The 20,106-nt window shown below is 62.8% G+C and carries 13 protein-coding genes and 1 other RNA gene; 7 read left to right on the forward strand and 7 right to left on the reverse strand.

The features are described 5' to 3' along the window. Positions 1 to 51: 51 nt before the first annotated feature. Complete coding sequence (locus ABQZ00_RS03035; RefSeq protein WP_323537632.1) at positions 52 to 1,542, reverse strand: neprosin family prolyl endopeptidase; 1,491 nt, start codon at positions 1,540 to 1,542, stop codon at positions 52 to 54. A 476-nt stretch (positions 1,543 to 2,018) separates the two neighbouring features. Further along, entirely contained in the window at positions 2,019 to 3,983 is a 1,965-nt protein-coding gene (locus ABQZ00_RS03040) for a glycoside hydrolase family 97 protein (RefSeq protein ID WP_323537631.1), read from the reverse strand. Between the two features lie 217 nt (positions 3,984 to 4,200). On the opposite strand from ABQZ00_RS03040, the gene ABQZ00_RS03045 reads away from it, so the two are divergent. The 5 genes from ABQZ00_RS03045 to ABQZ00_RS03065 all read left to right on the forward strand — a co-directional run bounded on the left by ABQZ00_RS03045 (position 4,201) and on the right by ABQZ00_RS03065 (position 14,723). Next, a complete protein-coding gene (locus ABQZ00_RS03045) occupies positions 4,201 to 7,671 on the forward strand; it encodes a glycosyl hydrolase 2 galactose-binding domain-containing protein (RefSeq protein WP_323537630.1) in 3,471 nt (1,156 codons plus the stop codon). 141 nt (positions 7,672 to 7,812) lie between these two features. Then, positions 7,813 to 10,749, forward strand: a complete 2,937-nt coding sequence (locus tag ABQZ00_RS03050) for a TonB-dependent receptor (protein WP_323522298.1) — start codon at positions 7,813 to 7,815, stop codon at positions 10,747 to 10,749. A 751-nt stretch (positions 10,750 to 11,500) separates the two neighbouring features. Then, positions 11,501 to 13,144: a glycoside hydrolase family 6 protein gene (locus tag ABQZ00_RS03055; RefSeq protein WP_323537911.1), complete on the forward strand. Its 1,644-nt coding sequence runs from the start codon at positions 11,501 to 11,503 to the stop codon at positions 13,142 to 13,144. Positions 13,145 to 13,475: 331 nt separating this feature from the next. Next, a complete protein-coding gene (locus ABQZ00_RS03060) occupies positions 13,476 to 13,565 on the forward strand; it encodes a tryptorubin family RiPP precursor (RefSeq protein ID WP_064629343.1) in 90 nt (29 codons plus the stop codon). A 117-nt stretch (positions 13,566 to 13,682) separates the two neighbouring features. Beyond that, the gene (locus tag ABQZ00_RS03065) at positions 13,683 to 14,723 is read left to right on the forward strand and encodes a cytochrome P450 (protein ID WP_323537629.1); all 1,041 of its coding nucleotides are present in this window, start codon (positions 13,683 to 13,685) and stop codon (positions 14,721 to 14,723) included. Positions 14,724 to 14,870: 147 nt separating this feature from the next. Here ABQZ00_RS03065 and ABQZ00_RS03070 read toward each other — a convergent pair whose 3' ends face one another. Further along, positions 14,871 to 15,923 carry a LacI family DNA-binding transcriptional regulator gene (locus ABQZ00_RS03070; RefSeq protein ID WP_323537628.1) on the reverse strand — a complete coding sequence of 351 codons (1,053 nt, stop codon included), beginning with the start codon at positions 15,921 to 15,923 and terminating at the stop codon, positions 14,871 to 14,873. Between the two features lie 84 nt (positions 15,924 to 16,007). Between ABQZ00_RS03070 and ABQZ00_RS03075 the strand changes: the two genes are divergently transcribed. Then, positions 16,008 to 16,083: non-coding RNA, sX9 sRNA (locus ABQZ00_RS03075), on the forward strand. A 37-nt stretch (positions 16,084 to 16,120) separates the two neighbouring features. Here the strand turns inward: ABQZ00_RS03075 and ABQZ00_RS03080 are convergent. From ABQZ00_RS03080 to ABQZ00_RS03095, 4 genes are all read right to left on the reverse strand, one after another. Beyond that, positions 16,121 to 17,539 (reverse strand): M20/M25/M40 family metallo-hydrolase, encoded by a 1,419-nt coding sequence (locus ABQZ00_RS03080; protein ID WP_115555101.1) that lies wholly within the window; start codon positions 17,537 to 17,539, stop codon positions 16,121 to 16,123. Positions 17,540 to 17,648: 109 nt separating this feature from the next. Then, positions 17,649 to 18,080: a large-conductance mechanosensitive channel protein MscL gene (gene mscL / locus ABQZ00_RS03085; protein ID WP_055848817.1), complete on the reverse strand. Its 432-nt coding sequence runs from the start codon at positions 18,078 to 18,080 to the stop codon at positions 17,649 to 17,651. Between the two features lie 61 nt (positions 18,081 to 18,141). Further along, entirely contained in the window at positions 18,142 to 18,855 is a 714-nt protein-coding gene (locus tag ABQZ00_RS03090; RefSeq protein WP_323537627.1) for a fumarylacetoacetate hydrolase family protein, read from the reverse strand. A 226-nt stretch (positions 18,856 to 19,081) separates the two neighbouring features. Continuing rightward, positions 19,082 to 19,357 carry a hypothetical protein gene (locus ABQZ00_RS03095; protein ID WP_104617508.1) on the reverse strand — a complete coding sequence of 92 codons (276 nt, stop codon included), beginning with the start codon at positions 19,355 to 19,357 and terminating at the stop codon, positions 19,082 to 19,084. Positions 19,358 to 19,620: 263 nt separating this feature from the next. Here ABQZ00_RS03095 and ABQZ00_RS03100 point away from each other — a divergent pair, with 263 nt between their 5' ends. Further along, positions 19,621 to 19,962, forward strand: coding sequence for a Rieske (2Fe-2S) protein (locus tag ABQZ00_RS03100; protein ID WP_323514599.1), 342 nt, complete (start codon positions 19,621 to 19,623; stop codon positions 19,960 to 19,962). Positions 19,963 to 20,106 lie beyond the last annotated feature (144 nt).

Raw genomic sequence — 20,106 nt, forward strand, 5'->3', positions numbered from 1 at the left:
TGGCCAACAAGCGAACGCGCGCGCTGCAGCAGTGCGCGCGTTCGCAGCGACTCAGCGGGCGCAGCCCGGCCCGCCGAAGTAGATGCCGCCGTTCTGCATCTCCGGCGACAGGCTGGTGCGGGAGACGCCGGCTCCCAACGCATACGGATAGCTGTAGCCGGCAATCGCCAACGTGTAGCACGACGGCTGCTCCACACTCATCGATGACAACCGTTGTGCAGGCCAGGTGGCCATGGCCGCATCGCGATAAAAGTGGTTGGCCTGGAACGCGGCCTGCCGGTAGCCGGCCGATGCGAACCGCCCGCTGCCCATTGGTGTGCTGGGGCGACCATCCCAGGTGGAAATTTCGCCACCGGCCGAGATGAAGATGTTGGCGCTGCCTTCGGCAATGTCGCCGGCATACAGCTCGGCCTTGTAGTAGCCGATCCATTCGCCATTCAAGCCGAACCACCAATAGCCGTCGGCATTGCGTTGGAATTCCACATGCAACATGGCCTGCTTGCCGCCCGCCGTGCTGAAGCCGCCGGCGGGCGCTGCGCCAAGCACATTCGCCGTGCTGGTCTGCACGAAGTCGGCGCAATCCAGGTTATGGCAGCCGGTGTTGATATAGCCGTCCTGCGTGGAATAGATAAACAGGATTGGTGTGTTGCCCCAGCCTGCGCCAGGTTGGGTTTGCCAACCGGCTTCCAGGGTCTGGATCTGCCGTTGCGCAGTGTACCCAGCCAGCCAGATCTGGCTGATCGACTGCGCATCGTTGGCGCGCACGGCCGGCACCCAGGTGTTGAGATCGGCACCGGCGCCGGTCACTGGCGAGCCGGCGGTGTCCAGGTAAATGGTGGAGTAGTAATGCACCACCGACGCGGCATCCTCCGCGGCGGGTAGCAGAGTGGGGCGGTCGGGTGCCGTCGCCTGTGGTGTTGTGCCGCGCAAGAACGCCCGCAGCGTTGCGTGTTGGCTCATGTCAGCCAGACCGATGCGCTGCAACGGCACACTGCCAGCGTCGCAGCGTTGCGCCGCATCGAGTGGAGCGCTGCTGCTGACACCGGCGGCAATGCTGGGCGGCATGGCAAGCGCGCCGCCATCGCGCAACGCGGGCTGCTGCGCGAGCGGGATGCAGTCGAACACCTTGCCGCGCTGATGCACGCTGCGCAGCACGGTCAGGCCGTTGTAGCGATTGAACAGATAACGCTGCATCTGCGCGAAGGCCGCTGGGTCGCGGACCTTGGCGGTGGCCTCGCGTGTGGCGTAGCTGCGCTGTGCCTGCGCATCCAAAAATTGCTTGAATTCTTGCGTGACCAACGGAAATGCAGGCGATACCGCCGCAGTGCTGTGCTGCATGCCGGCACGCTGCTTGGGCGCAACACGTGCGGTGGCGGGTGTGCGCAGCAGCGGCGGCATCAGCGCATCGATACGTTGATCATCTGCAGCCGAGATGGAGGGCGATAGCAATGTGCCTGCAAGGCTCGCGGGCGCTGCGGTGCAAATGGCAAGCGCGACAACGGCGCGGCCGATCGACATCGGTCGCTTGGAACGAAACGTCATGGGAGTATTTCCTGGCGCCGGAATGAAACGGCCCCGCATGCGGCGAACCATGCAGGCCGCGCCATCACGTCACAGGGCGAGCCGGGAAACAGCTGGCAACGCACACCTGCGGTGAAGGTGCGCGCATCCTAAAACGTATGCTTTGCAAAAGTATTCGAAGATATTGATTGCGTGACGCCAGGCACACGCCAAGCGCAATGCGCTAAGCGGATGTCCGGTACACACGTGTACTTGGCGATGTGCGGTGCAGTGCCGCTGCGCAACAGTGCCCACGGTCACGGTCACGGTCACGGGTATGGGTATGGGTATGGGTATGGAGTTGTGGTGTTGCAGCAATGCCCGGCTGCTATCGATCTGTCATCCCACAGGTCGAGCGCACCAGCGGGAATCGTCGCTGCACAGCGTCGTCGTATCCCCACCCCCCCCTCTCCAGATGAGAGAGGGGGGGGTGTTGCTTCGCGCCCCGAGCGCTGCGCTTATTTCTTCTGCAGCCGCACCGCTGCGCCGCCGCTTGCAGCCAGTTCCAGTTGCAGGCTGTCGTCACGGGTGAGCTTGCGGGTCTCGATGCGGACCTCGGTCGGCGCCTGGCCGTCGGCGTAGATCGTTGCGGTCCAGCTGCCCTTGCCCAGGAACGACAACGGCAAACTCAGCGTGCGTGCTTGCTCGTTGGTCATCGCGCCCACGTACCAGTCCTTGCCGCTGCGTCGTGCCAGCGCGATGTGCTCGCCGATCGCACCTTCCAGTGCGCGTGTTTCGTCCCAGCTTGCCGGGACATCGCGCAGAAACTGCGCTGCGGGCACGTTTTCGTATTGCTCGGGGCTATCTGCCACCACTGCGAACGGGCTCTCATACACCACATACATCGCCAGCTGCTGCGCACGTGTGGTCATCACTTGCGGTGCGATGTGCTGCATCTTGAACTCGGCCGGGCGCACATTGCGGAAGCCGCCCGGCGTGTAGTCCATCGGGCCGAGCAACATGCGCGTAAACGGCAGCGTGAGGTTATGCGTGGCGGTGATGCGCGTGGTCCACTTGTTGTATTCGGCGCCGAGCACGCCTTCTTGCGTCAGATAATTGGGGTAGGTGCGGGTCAGGCCGGTCGGGTGATACGCACCATGCAGGTCCACCAGAAGTTTGTGTTCGGCGGCCTTGCTCAGCAGGCGGTGATAGAAGTCCACCATCTGCTGGTCGTCGCGGTCCATGAAGTCGACCTTGATGCCCTTGATGCCGAGTTGCTGGTACCACGCCAGCGCTTCGTCCATGTGCGCATCGAGTGCACGCCAGTGCGCCCATAACCACAACCCCACATCGCGCTTGCGTGCATAGGTCACCAGACCCTGCAGGTCGAGTTGCTCTACGGGGCGACGGATATCGGCATCGCTGTTGTATTGTCCGTCGCCGGTGCTGCCGTAGTACCAGCCGTCGTCGATCAACATGTATTGCAGCTTCAACTGCTGCGCGTGATCGATGTAACGCTGGATCGTGGCGGTATTCATGCCAGGATGTTCCACCCCGCCGGCAAGGTTGCCCGACCACCAATCCCACGCCGATTTACCCGCGCGCACCCAGCGCGCATCGAAGGCCGGCGGCGGGTTGAGCGCAGAAATCAGGTTGGATTCGATCAGGCTCGCAGGGCTGTCGCCCAGCATGATCACGCGCCACGGTGTTGCGAAATCGCGTCCCTTCGCGTCGAACGTGACCGCCATCTTCGGTTCGTCCAGGCGCGGCGACAACTTTGCCGACACGCCCAGTCCACCATCGGCGCGGCCGGTGAGATACAGGCCTGCGTAGTCGCGCAGATTCGCCTCGCCGATCGCCAGCGTAGTGCCGCGTGCATCGGTCTGGCACACCAGCGGTAACTCAAGCAAGTTGTGCGGGCGCAATTTGGACGCGGCGATGGCGTCGTACTCGCCCTCGTGGCTGGTTCCGAACCGGCCCAGGTTCAAGGTCCAGCATGGGTAGTCGCGCGGAAACGCAAAGCTGGTGAGTTCGTCGCGGATGCGTACCTCGCCGGCATCGGGCAACACATAGCGCAGCGCCACGCCATCGTCGTACGCGCGCAATTCCACGGTGAGATGGCGTTGTTGTTGATCGGTCAACTGCACGCGCAATTGACGATAGTGATCGCGCACCTGTTGGGTCTTGCCAACCGGTAACGTAAACGTGCTGTCGTGCGTGTCGGTGCTGCTGCCCTGCACGGTCATGTTGCGGCCGAGTTTACCGGCCTTGCCAAGATCCAGTCCGAGCGGTGCGTCGTCGAGCACTAACGTGTTGCGGTACAGCACACGATAGCTGGGGACGCCACCGTCGCGTAGCGTGAATTCCACTTCGGTACGTGCATCGGGCGATTGCACACGCAGGCTCTGTGCGGTTGCTGGCGTTGCGATCACACACAGCAATGCGCATGCCGCCGGTAGTGCGGACTGGATCAGGTTTCGCATAAGTCCCTCCTCCTGGGAACGCCAACCCTAACGCAGAAAGTGTTGTCGTCGATATCGCCTTGGGGTAACGTTACCTCGCACCATGGTCGCTGAAACAGGGGCGGCAGCCACGGGCGGCATCACCGGATACAACTGCGCTACGTCGATTGGATGTATGCCGGTTGCACAGATGTGGTGTGCACCGTTGTGTGGCAGTAGAGCTTGGGAGAGGCCTCTAATGCTGATGGTTCGCAAGGCGTTCCGCCGTGGAGCGCTGTGGCTGTTGTGTGGGTGCATCGGTTGGACCGTAGTGGAGGCTGCCCCTGCCGAGATGGCCCCGCCAGGTCCTTACGATGTCCGCGTGCTTGCGGGCGGCATGGGGTTGGCAAAGAAGTTCGCCGCCGATACGCCATTGCTCGCCGCCAACGCGGACTGGAGCATGTCGGGCTGGGTGCGCCCATCGCGTGCAACGACCGGTACAGCGTTGATTGCCGGCATTGGCGATCCGCATGGTGCGGGCCGTTACTTTGCGATCGACAACGGCACGCTTGGCTTTGTGCAGGGCGCCGACACCGTGCTGCGCAGCAGGCAGGCGCTGGCTTCCGGCACGTGGACGCAGGTTACTGCGGTGGCACAAGGCGGCCGTTTGACGCTGTATGCCAATGGGCGACAGGTCGCCAGTGGTGCAGTGCGTCAAGCGGTGGTTACACCGGTGCTGATGTTTGGCCCGCGCGAGCAACCTGCGGCGTACACGCAACACTTCGGGGGTGAGATTGCCGACTTCGTCGCGCGATCTGGCGCGTTGGAGACAGCGGCCATTGCGCAGCTTGCAGCGCACACGCCCGACCCGGCGCTGCAACGGTTTGAAGATGCATCGCCGGCATGGCCGGTGCAGGTCAAGCAGATGGCCGGCCAGTTGGCGCCGCAGGCCGCATCCACCTTGCCGCGCAGCACCGCTGCGTTTTCTGCGCCGGTTGCCAAGCCGGCGCAGGCCGCGCCGGCATTGCAGCCGCTGGACGATGCAGCCTGGCGCGTCGGTGCGTGGCAGTTGGCCGCTGCGCCGGAACTTGGCCAGGCCACGGGTGCAACGTTGTCGCGTAACTATGCGACTGACGGCAATGCGGCCTGGCGTGTGGCGACGGTACCGGGCACGGTGCTCACCACGCTGGTCGATCGCGGCGTGTATCCGGACCCGGATATCGGCCTCAATAACATGGCCATTCCCGAATCGCTGAGCCGGCACGACTGGTGGTACCGCAGCAGTTTCGACCTGCCTGCAGCCGCGCAAGGCAAACGGCTGGAGTTGCTGTTCAACGGCATCAACTATGCCGGCGAAATCTGGGTCAACGGCACCCAGGTCGGACGCACCCGCGGTGCATTTGCACGCGGTCGCTTCGATGTCAGCAAGCAGCTCAGAGCCGGCCGCAATGTCATTGCGGTGCGTGTCTCGCCGCCGCCGCATCCGGGTATCGCACACGAACAATCGATGACGGCGGGCGTTGGCGAAAACGGCGGTATGCAGGCGCTGGACGGGCCGACGTTTATCGCCAGCGAAGGCTGGGACTGGATTCCCGCCGTGCGCGATCGCAACGCTGGTCTGTGGCAGGACGTGCAACTGCACGCCCGCGGGCCGGTGACCATCGGCGACACCCAGGTAGTGACGGCGCGCCTGGCGCCGGATCATCGTCGTGCCGAACTCGAAGTCACAGTGCCGCTGCGCAACGAGAGCGGCGCTGCCGTGCAAGGCAATGTGCAGTTGGCCATCGGCGATGTGCGCATCCAGCGTCAGGTCAACGTGCCCGCTGGCGGCAGCACGCTCAAGTTCACCGCAGCCGACACGCCGCAGCTGGTCATCGCCAATCCGCGCTTGTGGTGGCCCAACGGTTATGGCGAGCCGGCGCTGTATTCGCTGCAGGTTGGCGTCGATGTGGCCGGTGCGCGATCGGACGCACAGCAACTGCGCTTCGGCATTCGCGAGGTGACCTACGAACTGTCCCTGTTCGACGAAGACGGCGCGCTGCGCCGGGTGCTGGTCGATCTCAACCAGGCACGCCAACGTGGCGAGCGCATCGTCGATGTACGGCATGAGGCGATCCGCGCGGTACCAGGCGGCAAGGCGCAATCGTTGTATCCGGGCGCACTGGCGTCGCCGGCAGTGCAGCAACTGCAAGACACCACGCTGGCGCCGCATCTGGTGCTGCGCATCAACGGCGTGCGTATTGCAGTCAAGGGCGGCAACTGGGGCATGGACGACTGGCGCAAGCGCGTCTCGCGCGAGCGGCTGGAGCCGTATTTCCGCCTGCAACGCGACGCGCATTTCAACGTGGTGCGCAATTGGGTGGGGCAGAACACCGAAGCCAGCTTCTTCGATCTGGCCGACGAATACGGCATGTTGGTGCTCAACGACTTCTGGCAGTCCACCCAGAACTACAACATGGAGCCGGCCGATGCGGCCCTGTTCCTGGACAACGCCGCAGAGGTGATCAAACGTTTCCGCAATCATCCGTCCATCGTGTTGTGGTTCGGACGCAATGAGGGCGTACCTGCGCCCATCCTCAACGAAGGCTTGGACAAACTGGTTGCCGACCTCGATGGCACGCGCTGGTATACCGGCAGTTCCAACGAGGTGAATCTGCAGGGCAGCGGGCCGTACAACTATCGCGAGTCGGTGGCCTACTTCACTGCGTTGGCGCAGGGCTTTTCGGTGGAAGTGGGCACGCCGTCGTTCTCCACGCTGGAGTCGTTCAAGGCCTCGGTGCCTGCAGTCGGCGACCAGTGGCCGATCAGCGATGCCTGGGCGTATCACGACTGGCATCAGTCCGGGAATGGCGACACCGCAAGTTTCATGCGGTCGCTGACCGACAAGCTGGGCGCGCCGACCAGCCTGGAGGATTTCGAACGCAAGGCGCAGCTGCTCAACTACGACACCCACCGCGCCATCTTCGAAGGCTTCAATGCGCAGCTGTGGACCAAGAACAGTGGGCGCCTGTTGTGGATGAGTCACCCGGCGTGGCCCAGCAACATGTGGCAGATCTATAGCCACGATTACGACACCCACGCCGCGTACTACGGCGTGCGCAATGCCGCGGAAACCTTGCATGTGCAGATGAATCTGCCCGGTCACGAGGTAGTTGTGGTCAACAACGCGGCCGAGCCGGTGCGCGGCTTGCGCGTGCGTGCAGAGGTCTACGGCAGCGACGGCAAACTGCTGCAGCAGCGCGAACAGGCACTGGATGCGGCCGCAGTTGCGGTCTCTGCGCCGGTGCTGCAATTGGCACCGCTGCTCAAGGACACCAATGGCCTGGGGTTTGTGCGCCTGCAATTGCTCGACCGTGACGCGGTGGTGCGCTCGCGCAACTTCTATTGGGTGGCGCGCGATGCTGCCGCCATGCGCGAGCTGGATGCGCTGCCCAAGGTGCCGGTGCAGCTCACTACGCAAGTACGCGACGCGGCCGAGCCGGTGTTGCGCGCCAGCGTGCGCAATGCATCGCAACAGGTGGCACTCAACACCAAGTTGACCCTGGTGGATGCGCAAGGCCAACGCATCCTGCCGGCGTACTACAGCGACAACTATCTGAGCCTGGTGCCGGGCGAGCAGCGCGAGGTGGAAATCCGTGGCCCGTCTGCGGACACCTTGCGCAACGCCACGCTGCAAGTGCGTGGCTGGAATGTCAAACCATCAACCGGCGCTGCCAACGGGCTTCCGTAGCAGCGCCAGCACGTTGCCACGCCGTGCACGTGCACGGCGTCTGCACTGACGCGCCGATCGGCGCGTCATCCAACACTGCAATGCCCCCCGGCATTGCCATTCGAAACGGTCGTGGATTGTCGTCATCCCTGGGAGGGGACCATGAACAAGCTGCATCGCAGTACGCGTCACACCCCGCTGGCCGCCGCGCTGGCGGCTGCACTCACTTTGGTCGCAGCAACTGCCGCGGCGCAGGAAGCCGGTAGCACCGCCGGCGTCACCGAGTTGGACAAGGTCATGGTCAAGGGCGTACGCGGCGCGCAGGCGGAGGCCATCGAAAACAAGCGCACCGCCGCGCAGATCATCGACTCGATCTCGGCCGAAGATATCGGCAAGCTGCCTGACGTCACCATCACCGATTCGCTGCAGCGCGTGCCCGGCGTGCAGATCCGGCGCTCGGCCGGCGAGGGCTCGCAGCTCAACATCCGCGGCATGCCGCAGGTGCAGACCACCATGAACGGCGAACTGTATCTGAGCGCCGGCGGCGGCGACCAGTTCGGCCAACCGAATATCGGCCGCGCGCAACCGGATTTTGTCGACATCCCGCCGACACTGTTCAGCGGCGTGGATGTGATCAAGTCGCCCACCGCCGCCGATCTGGATGGCGGCATCAGCGGCACGGTGTCGCTCAAGACACGCCGCCCGTTCGATCTGCCCGAAGGCTGGACCTTCAGCGGCCAGGCCGAAGGGTCCTACGGCGATCGCGTGCAGGAACTCAACGAGTTGTACTCGGGGCTGGCCAGCTTCCGCACCGAGCGCTGGGGGGCGTTGCTGGCGGTGTCGTACTCGGATGCCACGCTGGAAAACAAGCACCCCAGCGTGTATTCCAACGGCGCGCAGAAATCGACCGAGCAGAACGTAGGCTTCGACTTCAACGGCGACGGCCGCATCGGCAGCAACACCGATCCGTCCAACCTGCCACGCGATTATTTCTACAACTGGGTCGCCACCGAACTGGATAACCGCAGCACCGACCGCCAGCGCACCGGCGTCAACGGCTCGTTCCAGTTCAACATCAACGACTCCTGGACGGTGCTGGCCGATGCGGCCTACACCAAGCTCGAAGACCACGACACGTCGGTGGCCGCGCAGCTGCACACCGGCTGGGCAACCAATCAGTTGCAGCCGGGATCGGTGGTCGATTCCAATGGCGTGCTCGAGTACGGCCAGTTCCGCTACAACCGCTTCCAGGCGCACTCGATGGCGGGCGTTGCTGATTCGGATTCGCTCAACACCAACCTGGAGCTACGCTTCGATGACGGCGGCCCGTTCCGTGCGTCGTTCCGCTGGGTGCATGGCGATGCGCAGCGCACCTACGACGAAGCGCGCGCCGATGCGGTGGTGACACGTGGCGATCAGATCACGCGTGCCGGCGGCGTCACCCAATGGGCGAACGCGAACGGCTTGCCGGTGGTCGATGCTTCGGTGGATTTCCGCGGCAGCTACCCGGCGGTCAACCTCGGCACCGATGTGTCCAACCCGGACAACTGGCAGCTGATGTCCACCTGGGCGCAGGGCAACAAGATCGAAGCCACGATGGATGCATTCCGCGCCGATGGCACCTTCGAGTTCGACGAAGGCGTGGTGCGCGGCTTCCAGTTCGGCATCCGCTACGGCGAGCGCGAGGTCAAGCTGGACACCTATCGCTACCTGTCGCCGGTGTCGACTACCTGTGCAGACCCCAACCGCTCGCTGTACTACTTCAAGGACCCGCTGATTGTCGACACCTGCAGCGGCGTGTCCGAAGCGCGTCTATTGCCGTTCAATTCGATCCCCGGCTACTGGGCATACTTCAACGACTTCGATCCGCTCAAGGTCACCGGCCTGGGCAGCCAGGGCTTGCCGGCAATCAACCCACAGGTCATGAAGGACCCGGTGGCCTATCTCAACAGCCTGTATCCGGGCAACGTGGCCTATCAACAGGCTGCCGATTCGTACAAGGTCACCGAAAAAAGCACCGCGGCGTATTTTCTGGCGAATCTGGAGGGCGGTACCGGCAGTGCCGTGCCATGGACGGCCAATATCGGCGCACGCATCGTGCAGACCAAACTCGCCATCGATCAGTATCTGAGCAGCGGCAATGTATTTATCGGCAATGTCGAATGGAATGGCGTTAGCCCGGCGATCGGTACCAATCGTCTGAATCGTCAGTACACCGACGTGTTGCCCACCGCCAATCTGTCGCTGGATATCACCGACGCGCAGAAGCTGCGCTTTGCCTACAACAAGGCGGTGGCGCGTCAGGATCTGCCCGACCTTGGCCGCGGCCTGGTGAGCTTCTACGCCGTCAATGGCACGCCGCCGCGTAACCCTGCGCTGCCTTCCGATGCGGTGCTGTTCCTCAATGGCCGTTCGGGTAATCCGGATCTGGATCCGTATCGCGCCACCAACTATAACGCATCGTGGGAATGGTATTTCTCCGATGCGTCGTTGCTCAGCGTGGGCGCGTTCCTGATCGACGTGAAGTCGTTCCCCACCACGGTAACCAACATCGAACTGTTGCCCGACGCCGATGGCGTGGCGCGGCTTGGCGGCCCGGTGGAGCGCATCGTCAATGGCGGTGGCGGCAAGATCAAGGGCTTCGAAATCGGCTATCAACAGGCTTTCGATTTTCTGCCGGGTTGGTTGAGCGGTTTCGGTACCAACATCAACTACACCTTCTCCGATGCAGATACCGACAACACCGATATCGAAGGCAATACGCTTCCGATCGGCGACAACTCCAAGCATCAGGCCAACGCGGTGCTGTGGTATCAGAAGGACAAGTTGCAGGCGCGCGTGGCCTACAACTGGCGCAGCAAGCGTTTCAGTCAGGTCAACAGCGGGGCGTGGGGCGACGAGCTGGCGATCTGGAACGACGATGTCGGCTATCTGGATGCATCCCTCAGCTACGACGTCAACGATCATCTGACGCTGTACGCCCAGGCCACCAACCTCACCGGCGAAAGCGAGCGGCGTTACGCGCAGTGGACCAACCACTACTACGATCAAAACATCTTCGAGCGTCGTTACTACGCAGGTCTGCGTCTGCGCTTTTGATGTGATGTCCTGATGTGATGTCTCGATGTGCGACACGGCGCACCCCCGCCTCGTGTCGCACATGATCTTCTGTTGTCCCTCTCCAAGCGGTCATTTCGCTTTCTTCCCGTCACCGGCGTGCCGGTGCTGCAAGACGCCCGACGGCAACGTCGAGCACCCTCCCATTCGGCTGCATCGTCGGGAAGCGATGCGGCCGTTTTTTTTTGTGCGTGATGGCACATACATTTGTGTAGTAATGCCTGCAGTCGAAATATGAGTGCGGGCATTATCTGGATCTGTGCCCAAACGCAATGTTTGGCGATTGCGTCTACCGGATATGCAGCGTAGTTTCCGCATGGCGAACTCACCACCCCCGTTCGCAGGCACAGCATCCCATGCTGATCGCTCATTCGCTCCCTGGAGATACTCCGCAAATCACGGAGGCAACTGTCGCAACGAGAATATCGATGCGAGCGCGTTAGCTTCCAACGAATCCGAGGTCTTAGGTAATGTCTCGGGACACAAGCGAGCCATTGGCTTGAGTGTCTTTGTGTGGACATTACCGACGTCATGCCATGCAAATGCTCTTCGGCGGGACGCCGACGGAGCGTGTTTGATTGGCTCCAGACATCTCTGATGGGTGCCCTGAAGAGGAACAAAGCAGGCCAAAAAAGGCAGTGCTTCATTGATTTTCGAATAAACACCATCCGATAAAAATAAGGTGAATCTCATGAAATCCAGTCAGGGCATCCGTCGTAACCTCACGCGCTCGATGGCGTTATCGCTGTTGGCGTTAAATCCGTTATTTGTCGCCAGCGTCTGCGCGCAGGTGCATGTCGATAATCCCTTCGTCGGCGCGAGCGGTTATGTGAATCCCGATTACGCCAAGAAAGTCGATGCATCGATTGCAAAGGTGAAGGGCGCGCCGCTGAAGGCCAAGATGGGCGTGGTGAAGGCCGTTCCCACCGCAGTCTGGCTGGATCGCATTGCCGCAATTGCCGGCGGATCGCAGAATGCCGGGCGGCTTGGCTTGAGGGGGCATCTGGATGCCGCACTGGCACAGAAAAAAGCCAACACGCCGATTACTGCCAGCTTTGTCATCTACGATTTGCCAGGCCGCGATTGTCACGCATTGGCGTCCAACGGCGAATTGCCGCTGACCCCGGCGGCGCTGGAGCGCTACAAGAAAGAATATATCGACGTCATTGCGGCGATCTTCGCAGATCCGAAATACAAGGATATCCGCATCGTCAATGTGATCGAGCCCGATAGCCTGCCCAATCTGGTCACCAACTTGAATGACATGCGTTGCGCGCTGGCCAATTCCACGGGAATTTACGAAGAGGGCATCAAGTACGCACTCAACAAGCTGCACGCCGTTCCCAATACCTACAACTACCTGGATATCGGTCACTCGGGTTGGTTAGGCTGGGATAGCAACCGTGGTCCGTCGATTTCGCTATATACCCGTGTGGTCCAGGGAACGAACGCCGGGCTGGCAAGCGTCGACGGCTTTGTCACCAATACCGCCAATACCACGCCGTTGAACGAACCCAATTTACCCAATCCCGATTTGAGCGTGAATGGGCAGCCGATCAAGTCGTCGAAATACTACGAATGGAATCCGTACTTCGATGAGGCCGATTTTACCCAGGCGCTATACAACGGCTTTGTCGGCGCGGGTTGGCCCAGCACGATCGGTTTTATCGTCGATACCGGCCGGAATGGCTGGGGCGGTCCGAATCGTCCTGCCAGCGCGTCCGGCAGCGACATCAATACGTACGTCAATACCGGTCGCATCGATCGTCGCCTCCATCGCGGCAACTGGTGCAATCAAAGCGGAGCAGGGATCGGGGTGCTCCCCGTCGCAGCGCCTGGGCCGCATCTGGATGCGTATGCGTGGGTCAAGCCGCCGGGTGAGTCCGATGGGTCCAGTACCCTCATTTCGAATAACGAGGGCAAGGGCTTCGATCGGATGTGCGACCCAACCTACACCACGGCCGATGGCGTGTTGACCGGCTCACTCGCCGGCGCGCCGATCTCCGGCGCGTGGTTCCATAACCAGTTCGTCGAGCTGGTGAACAACGCCTACCCGGTGATCGCAACCGCCAGCACCGCGGTGGCTACCTTCGCACCGATTGCGGCACCGAGCGCAACGCGCGGCCTCACCGCCACCGTCGGCGACAGCCGGGTCAAGCTGAGCTGGTCGCCGGTGCTGGGAGCAACCAGCTACACGGTGCTGCGTCGCGCAGGTGCCGCGGGTGCGTTCACCACGGTCGGTTCCAATGTTGCAGCGGCCTCGTATGTCGATCAGTCCGTCGCCAATGGCGCGGACTACGACTACGTGGTCACCGCAAACAGCGCGGCCGGGGCCAGTGCGCCATCGGCTGTGGTGCGTGCCAAGCCGACCAAGTGATGTGCGCGGTGGACACCGGTACGCCGGTGTCCACCCGTCATGGGCGGCACGCGTGGCCGCGATGACACCATCGCTATGGTGACCTGATGATGTGTTGAACCCATGGCGGCCATCTGGCCGCCATGGTCGTTTGTGCGAAATGCGAAGTCATGTACGTCAAAGCGTGCAGTGCGGCAATGCGTTGCTGCAGGGTGAGGAATCTGTGCGCGCACGCAATGTTCTTCCCTGATCTCGGGGCGTAGCTTGGTGTGGCGAGCGTCACCATGGTTGCTCGCGTCACGCTTGACCGATTGTGCGAACGCCCATCAGGGCAAACCACTCCCCAAACAGGATGTCGCTCATGAAGATGCTGTTCTCGCTCAAAAACCTGTTGGCTTCCAAGAAAAGTCTGAAGTCCTACGCTTGGTACATCTGGTACTGAGCGCACTGACAAGCGCGGTAAAAGCCGCCGTGTTCTCAGTGTGATGTTGGTCATGCTCGCCCGCGCGAGGTAAGTGTTTTGCCGGACGCGGGCGTCAACGAGTGCAAGGCGATCGTCATGTCTTCAGTCAGTAACGCAGGTTTGGACAGGACGACCGTGTTCGCGCCGCGGTTGCTGGCGCTGCTGCGTGAGCACATGGGCAAGGAGGTGTTTCGGCTGGATGGGGATACCGTCGGTGTTGCCGGGCCGCTGTTGACGCATCGATTGCTGGCTGCACGTCTGGCAACCGAAGGTGAGCGGCCAACCTTCAAGCCGCTGCAAGGGCAATCGATCGCACGCACGCATGCCTCCAGACTGATGCAGGCGATCGGGCGCGATGTGCGCGAGGCATTGAAGCGCCCCATCGACGCAGACGCGGATCTGTCAGGCCCATGGCCGCATGTCGGGCACGTGTATCTGCGCGATCTACTGTTGGGTGGCGACCCGCTGCGCCTGCGTCTGTTGATGGACCGCACCCTGGAGCTGACACCCAAGTTGACCTGGGCGCTTATCGCTGCAAGCGCAATCAGGCCGCTCACGCTGCAGGCCAACGCGTCGGCGCTTGCGACAGTGACTGCGGCCGCAGACGGCTACGATGCGCGCCGCTTCGCCATGGGCTTGTATCGACGAACTGCCGCACCGGTGTGCTTCACCATTTCCACGTTGGTCGCCAATGCACTGTGGTTGGGATCGCCATTCGATCCTGCCAGTTCCAGCCGAAATATCATCTACGAATCGCTGCGTCTGTTGCCGCCCTCCTGGAACATCCTGCGCAACGCATCGCCGGAATATCCGCTGCTCGATCCTCGCATCGGTGTGCAGGACGATGTTTTGGTATTGCCACTCCTAAGCCACCGCGATCCTGCACTGTGGGATGCACCCGATGAATTTCGTCCGGAGCGCTGGGACCAGCTGGATCCCGATCAGCAGCCCGGCTATCTCCCGTTCGGGCACGCGTCGGAACGCTGTTGGGGCAGGCACATGGTGATGCCCCTGGCCGAGCAGTTATTGGACAGCGTCCGCCGTCAGGGATTGGCCGTCAGCCCGCGGCAGCGCCAGGCGCAGGTGCCGTTGGCGGGGCTGCTCGGTGTGTCTGAGGTCGATGTCGTGCGTTGCTAGCGTTACGCAGCTCGCTTGCCTGCATGCACGCCGCAGCGAGCGCATTGCAGTGGCACGGCTCAGTGCTGCCGATAGCGCGCACAGGCACACGCCACCCTCGCAGCATCCAGCGTCAGCCCAACCGCTCCACATTACGCGCGCCAGGCGTCATTCCTTGGGCGGTCCAGCCGTCGAGCCGCGCTTGACCAGGGTGTACTTCATCACCTGATGCACGCCCGGCGCGGCATCGCCCTTGCGCCGCTGACGAATCGCATCTGCAAGCAAGGACACTGCTGCGCGTCCCATCGCGGTCACCGGTTGATGCACGGTGGTGAGTTCTGGCCAGATGGTGGTTGCCACCGGCGTGTCGTCGAAACCGGCCACCGAAACATCTTCCGGCACACGCAAGCCCAGTCCATGCGCGACCGCAACCGCGGCAGCCGCCATGTCGTCGTTGCTGCAGAAAATCGCCGTCGGTGGTTTGGGGTGTGCCAGCAGGCTGCGCGCGGCGAGCAATCCCGAGTGATAGGTAAACAATCCGTCGGCGATCAGGGTCTCTGTAATCTCCAATCCTGCAGCCTGCAAACTGTCGAGATAGCCGTTCGCGCGCAGCGCGCTCGGTGTGTGTTTGGGATCGCCCTTGATCAGCGCGATGCGGCGGTGCCCGAGTTCGATCAGATGCGCGACGATAGCGCGCGCTGCCTGATAGTCATCGATGCGCACCGAGCTGATTTGCGCCATCGGCGCGCCGCTGGCCACCGCCACCACCGGGATGCCGCGTGCATCCAGTTCGCTGATGGTCTGACGCGAATCGCACAACGGTGGCGGCAGGATCACGCCGTCAACGCCGGCCGCGAGCAAACGCTCGGTTGCTGCGCGCTGGCTACGGATGGCGCCGCATTTTTCCACCAGCACCTGGCTGCCGTTGAGACTGCTTTGCTCCAGCAGCCCGAGCATGAATTGATTGAGATACGCGGCGCTGGGGTTGCTGTACAGCACGCCGATACGCAATAGCCCGCTGGTGCGCAGCGAGCGGCCGGCAAGATTGGGCCGGTAGCCCAAGGCCTGCACTGAAGCCTCCACGCGCACCCGCATGTCCTGCCCGACATGCGGGTGCCGGTTGATGACGCGCGAGGCAGTCATCGGCGAGACGCCGGCATGTTTGGCGACATCCAGCAACGTTGCCGCGGTGTTCGCACTAAGTTGCCGCTTGACCGCCATCGTTGTGTGCTCGTCCTGGAGTAAGAGCAGCTAACAAAAGGACTGCGCGGCTACCGGGCGGGTGCGGCCGGTGCTCGGTGCGGCATGTACCACTCGTACACACCGGTTCCTCCGCGCCGCCCACACCCACCTGACGACCGCTCGCTACGTTTTGCTAGCCGCTTTAAAAAACGCGTTCGCAGCGCTGCGTTGCCAGATTACTCGTTCGGCGGTTGCACAACTTTCGCGCGGCTGCCGAAATCGCCATCGGCTTCGGCCGCCAGATACGCAAAGACGGTGTAGGCGGCGACATTCTGCGCGAGCGCCTTCGGGTCGATCTTGTCCAGCGTGTCGTCGGCGGTGTGGTGCAGGTCGAAGTAGTCGGTGCCGTCCTGCGCCAGCCATGCCCACGCGCCACCTTTGGCAGAGATCGGGCCGACATCGGGTCCGGGGCCGCCCTTGCTAGGCTCATACGCGATGCCGAGCGGTGCCAGCACTTCGGCAATCTGCTTGGTTGCTGCGCGCGACGCTTCCGGCGCAGCCGAGCCGGTGTTGAATGCATAGATGCGCCCGGCACCGAAGTCGCTCTCCGCGCCGATCTGATGCAGCGCCATGTCCTTGGCATTCTTGCCGTGCGCGGCCGCATAGGCCTTGCCGCCGTAAAGCCCTTGTTCTTCGTTGGCGAAAGCCACCACGCGGATGCTGCGCTTGGGTGCCTGCTTGAGCTGTCCGATCAAATGCCCGGCGGCCATGGTGATGGCCACGCCAGCGCCATCGTCGATCGCGCCGGTGCCCAGATCCCACGAATCCAGATGCCCGCCGATCACCACTACTTCTTTGGGCTTGCTGCGTCCGGTGATCTCGCCGATCACGTTGTACGAGGTCGCGGTGCCGTCCCAACCGCAATCCAGCGCCAGCCGGATACGTGTGGTGCCCAACGCGGCAAGACGTGCCAGCTGGTTGGCATCGGGTACCGACAAAGCGGCGGCAGGTACCGGCGTCAGGCCCTCATCGAACCGGGTGATGCCGGTATGCGGCACGCGATGCGAATCGGTGCCGGCCGAGCGCATCACAAAGCCGATCGCGCCCTTGCGAATCGCCTCGGACGGGCCCTTGCTGCGCACCGCGCCGCCATTGCCGTAGTCCTTGCCATCGCGCGCCTTGACCATCTGGTAATCGACAAACGCGATCTTGCCGGTCAGCGATCCTGCAGGCGCTGCCTGCAACGCGGCCAGGGTGTCGAAGCGCACTACCTCACCTTCGACGCTGCCACCCGGGCTGCCGCCCAATGCGGTGATGGTCAACGGTTGCGCGTGTGCACCCAGCACCGCAGCGTGTTCGCTACGACGTTCCCACTTGGGAAAGGTCACCGGCTCGGTCCACACCTTGTCGAAACCCAGTGACTGGAATTTGGCTTTGGCCCACGCCACCGCGCGCGGATCGGCGTCGCCACCGGCAATGCGCGGACCCACTTCGGTGGTGAGCGATTCCACCACTGCGAAGCCGGTGGTGTCGGCCAGGGCCTGCTCGCGCAACTGCGCAGCGGTGCGCAGCGCGCTGTCGGCAAGGGTGGTTTGTGCGGCAAGCGCGGGGGAACAGGCGAGCAGGGCGGAGATGGCAACAGCGAGGCGACGCATGCAGGGCGGCTCCAACGACAAAGGGGACCCCGAGCTTATCAGCGGCAGGTCCCCCGTCTGCGTTCGAAAAGTCATCCTTGTGCGCGAAGCGCGCGCTGGATGTGTCCGCTTACAACGTGCTCGGCGGTTTGAGCGTGTCGTTTTTCAGCGAGTCGCGAATCTCGCGCAGCAACAGCACTTCTTCGCTCGGGCCTTTGGGAGCGTCCGGCTTGCGCTGGGTGAGGCGATTGATCAGCTTGACCACCAGAAAGATCGCGAAGGCAATGATCACGAATTGCACGACGGTGTTGATGAAGTCGCCATAGCCGATCGCCACGGCGGGAATGTCCTTGCCGGTGGCATCGACGCCGGCGGGTTTGAGCACCCACGCCAACCGCGAAAAATCCACATTGCCGATGGCCCAGCCGATCGGCGGCATGATGATTTTTTCCACCAGCGCGGTGACGATCTTGCCGAACGCCGCGCCGATGACCACACCGACCGCAAGATCGACGACGTTGCCTCGCATCGCGAATTGCTTGAATTCGCTGACCATTCCCATAACGCACTCCAGAGGCGGACGCGGACCGACTGCCGCTGTGCCGATCCTAGCCCGGCCGATGTCAGCCCGCGATGATGCCGTGGCGTTCGGCCACATTTTCCAGGCGCGCACTGAACTGATCGCCCGGCAGCAACGGACCCACGCCGGCCGGTGTGCCCATGAAAATCAGATCGCCTGCGCGCAGTGCATATAGCTTGGATAGCTCATGCAGAATTTCCGGCACGTTCCAGATCATCTGATCCAGCAACGATTGCTGACGTACCTGTCCGTTGACTTCCAGCGACAGGTTCAACGCATCCAGTGCGCCCACTTCGCCCGCATGCACCAACTCGCTGATCGGTGCGGAATGGTCGAAGCCCTTGGCGATGTCCCACGGCAGGCCCTTGGCCTTGGCCGCGGCCTGCAGATCGCGACGGGTCAGATCCAGGCCCACGCCATAGCCATAGATCAGGCCTTCGGCTTGATCCACGGGCAACTCACCAGCTGGCGCATCGCTCCCCAGCGCCACCACCAGCTCCACTTCGTGGTGCAGCTCCTTGGTGCCGGGCGGGTAGGGGATCTGGTCGCCGTGACCAACCACGATGGCGTCGGCAGGCTTCATGAAAAAGGTCGGCTGGCCACGCTCGGCCTTGGACGCTGGCGCGGTGGCGCCCATCTCGCGCGCGTGATCGGCAAAGTTACGGCCCACGCAGTAGACGCGGTGCACCGGAAAGTTGCCGCCACCCACCACCGGAATGCGCGGAACATCGGCAGCGGGAATCACATCGTCAGTCATGCACGCATCCTCGGAACGGGACGCGTGAGTCTAGCCGCTTGGCCGTGTACGACGGAACCTTCAGTGCTGAAGTGAGCGGCAGGGCGCCCGTTCGCAGCTCAATATCGTCGGCCGATCGGCAACCCAAAACGCACATCGGCATGCCTGCAGACATGCCGATTCAATGTGTCGACGATGTAGAACCCGCTGTCAAGTGCGTCGGGTGTGCCGCACAAGCGCGACGCGCTCAGTGCGACATCGGTAGCGCGGGTTTGCGCACCACGCGGTATTCGGCCTCGACCACGCGCGCTTGCTGCGGTGTGCGTCGGTTCGACTTGCTCAACAGTTTCCAGGCGACGCCGCCCAGAATCATTGCCGCGCCGACGAACACACTGAAGAAGATCAGCACCGCAAGGATCACCAGGCCGGCGAGACCCGCCGCAACGCGCACCAATGGGTGGCGCGGCTTGCGTGGCGCAAACAGGTGATGGAGGTTGCCGAATTGGAAGATACGTGCAGGCATGGCGGTGGGCTGCCGGGCAGGAAACAAGCGCGCAGTATCGTTGCGGTTTCATGTCATTGAGTGAAAAGTTCGTTAATTCGATCAGCGTTTTGTTAAATCCATCACGTTGTATGTGCTGGCCGGGGTCTGCGGTCTTGCCCGGATTGCCGTCGCTACCTGGTCAGCTCGCAGATGGCGCGGTCATCGACACGGCGTTGCGCCTCGCGCAGCGGCGGTGCGGGCGCATGCCACAATCGGCGATCGTTCTTGCGCAGTCGTTGCCCATGCCATCGTCCTCACCGACCACGCTCGCCAGCTTGGCGCAGATTCCCGATGCCGGATTTCTGGAAGTGGAAGCCGCGTGGGAAGACGGCCCGGAGTCGCTGGTGCTGTATCGCGAAGGTGCGAAGGTGCGTGCGTGGTTGAACGTCTGCCCGCATGCCGGACGCAGGCTGGATTGGGCGCCGGGTCAGTTCCTCAAGACCAAGGACGGCCATCTGGTCTGCGCTGCGCACGGCGCCGCGTTCGAGCTCGTCGCGGGCGAATGCATCAGCGGCCCCTGTCGTGGTCAATCGCTCGTCGCCGTGCCGGTACGCATCGACGGCGAGCACGTGCTGCTCGGATAACCGCCGACAACGCGGTCGCACCGCAGCCCGATAGCGGGCGCGGCCGGTGCCTGCTGCGATGCAGAGTGACGACGTGCCATTGCAGGCAGGTTGGTGTGTGCACAGCGTGGCAGTCGATGCCGGCACACGCGGTTAGATCGTTAA

This window comes from Xanthomonas sp. WHRI 10204 (assembly GCF_040202875.1).
Classification (GTDB): domain Bacteria; phylum Pseudomonadota; class Gammaproteobacteria; order Xanthomonadales; family Xanthomonadaceae; genus Xanthomonas.

Coding starts and splice junctions, on each gene's coding strand:
- ABQZ00_RS03050 (WP_323522298.1), top strand. CDS start 7,813: ATGAACAAGCTGCATCGCAGTACGCGTCACACCCCGCTGGCCGCCGCG.
- ABQZ00_RS03080 (WP_115555101.1), bottom strand. CDS start 17,539: ATGCGTCGCCTCGCTGTTGCCATCTCCGCCCTGCTCGCCTGTTCCCCC.
- ABQZ00_RS03100 (WP_323514599.1), top strand. CDS start 19,621: ATGCCATCGTCCTCACCGACCACGCTCGCCAGCTTGGCGCAGATTCCC.
- ABQZ00_RS03090 (WP_323537627.1), bottom strand. CDS start 18,855: ATGACTGACGATGTGATTCCCGCTGCCGATGTTCCGCGCATTCCGGTG.
- mscL (WP_055848817.1), bottom strand. CDS start 18,080: ATGGGAATGGTCAGCGAATTCAAGCAATTCGCGATGCGAGGCAACGTC.
- ABQZ00_RS03070 (WP_323537628.1), bottom strand. CDS start 15,923: ATGGCGGTCAAGCGGCAACTTAGTGCGAACACCGCGGCAACGTTGCTG.
- ABQZ00_RS03040 (WP_323537631.1), bottom strand. CDS start 3,983: ATGCGAAACCTGATCCAGTCCGCACTACCGGCGGCATGCGCATTGCTG.
- ABQZ00_RS03045 (WP_323537630.1), top strand. CDS start 4,201: ATGCTGATGGTTCGCAAGGCGTTCCGCCGTGGAGCGCTGTGGCTGTTG.
- ABQZ00_RS03060 (WP_064629343.1), top strand. CDS start 13,476: ATGTCGCTCATGAAGATGCTGTTCTCGCTCAAAAACCTGTTGGCTTCC.
- ABQZ00_RS03035 (WP_323537632.1), bottom strand. CDS start 1,542: ATGACGTTTCGTTCCAAGCGACCGATGTCGATCGGCCGCGCCGTTGTC.
- ABQZ00_RS03055 (WP_323537911.1), top strand. CDS start 11,501: ATGGCGTTATCGCTGTTGGCGTTAAATCCGTTATTTGTCGCCAGCGTC.
- ABQZ00_RS03095 (WP_104617508.1), bottom strand. CDS start 19,357: ATGCCTGCACGTATCTTCCAATTCGGCAACCTCCATCACCTGTTTGCG.
- ABQZ00_RS03065 (WP_323537629.1), top strand. CDS start 13,683: ATGTCTTCAGTCAGTAACGCAGGTTTGGACAGGACGACCGTGTTCGCG.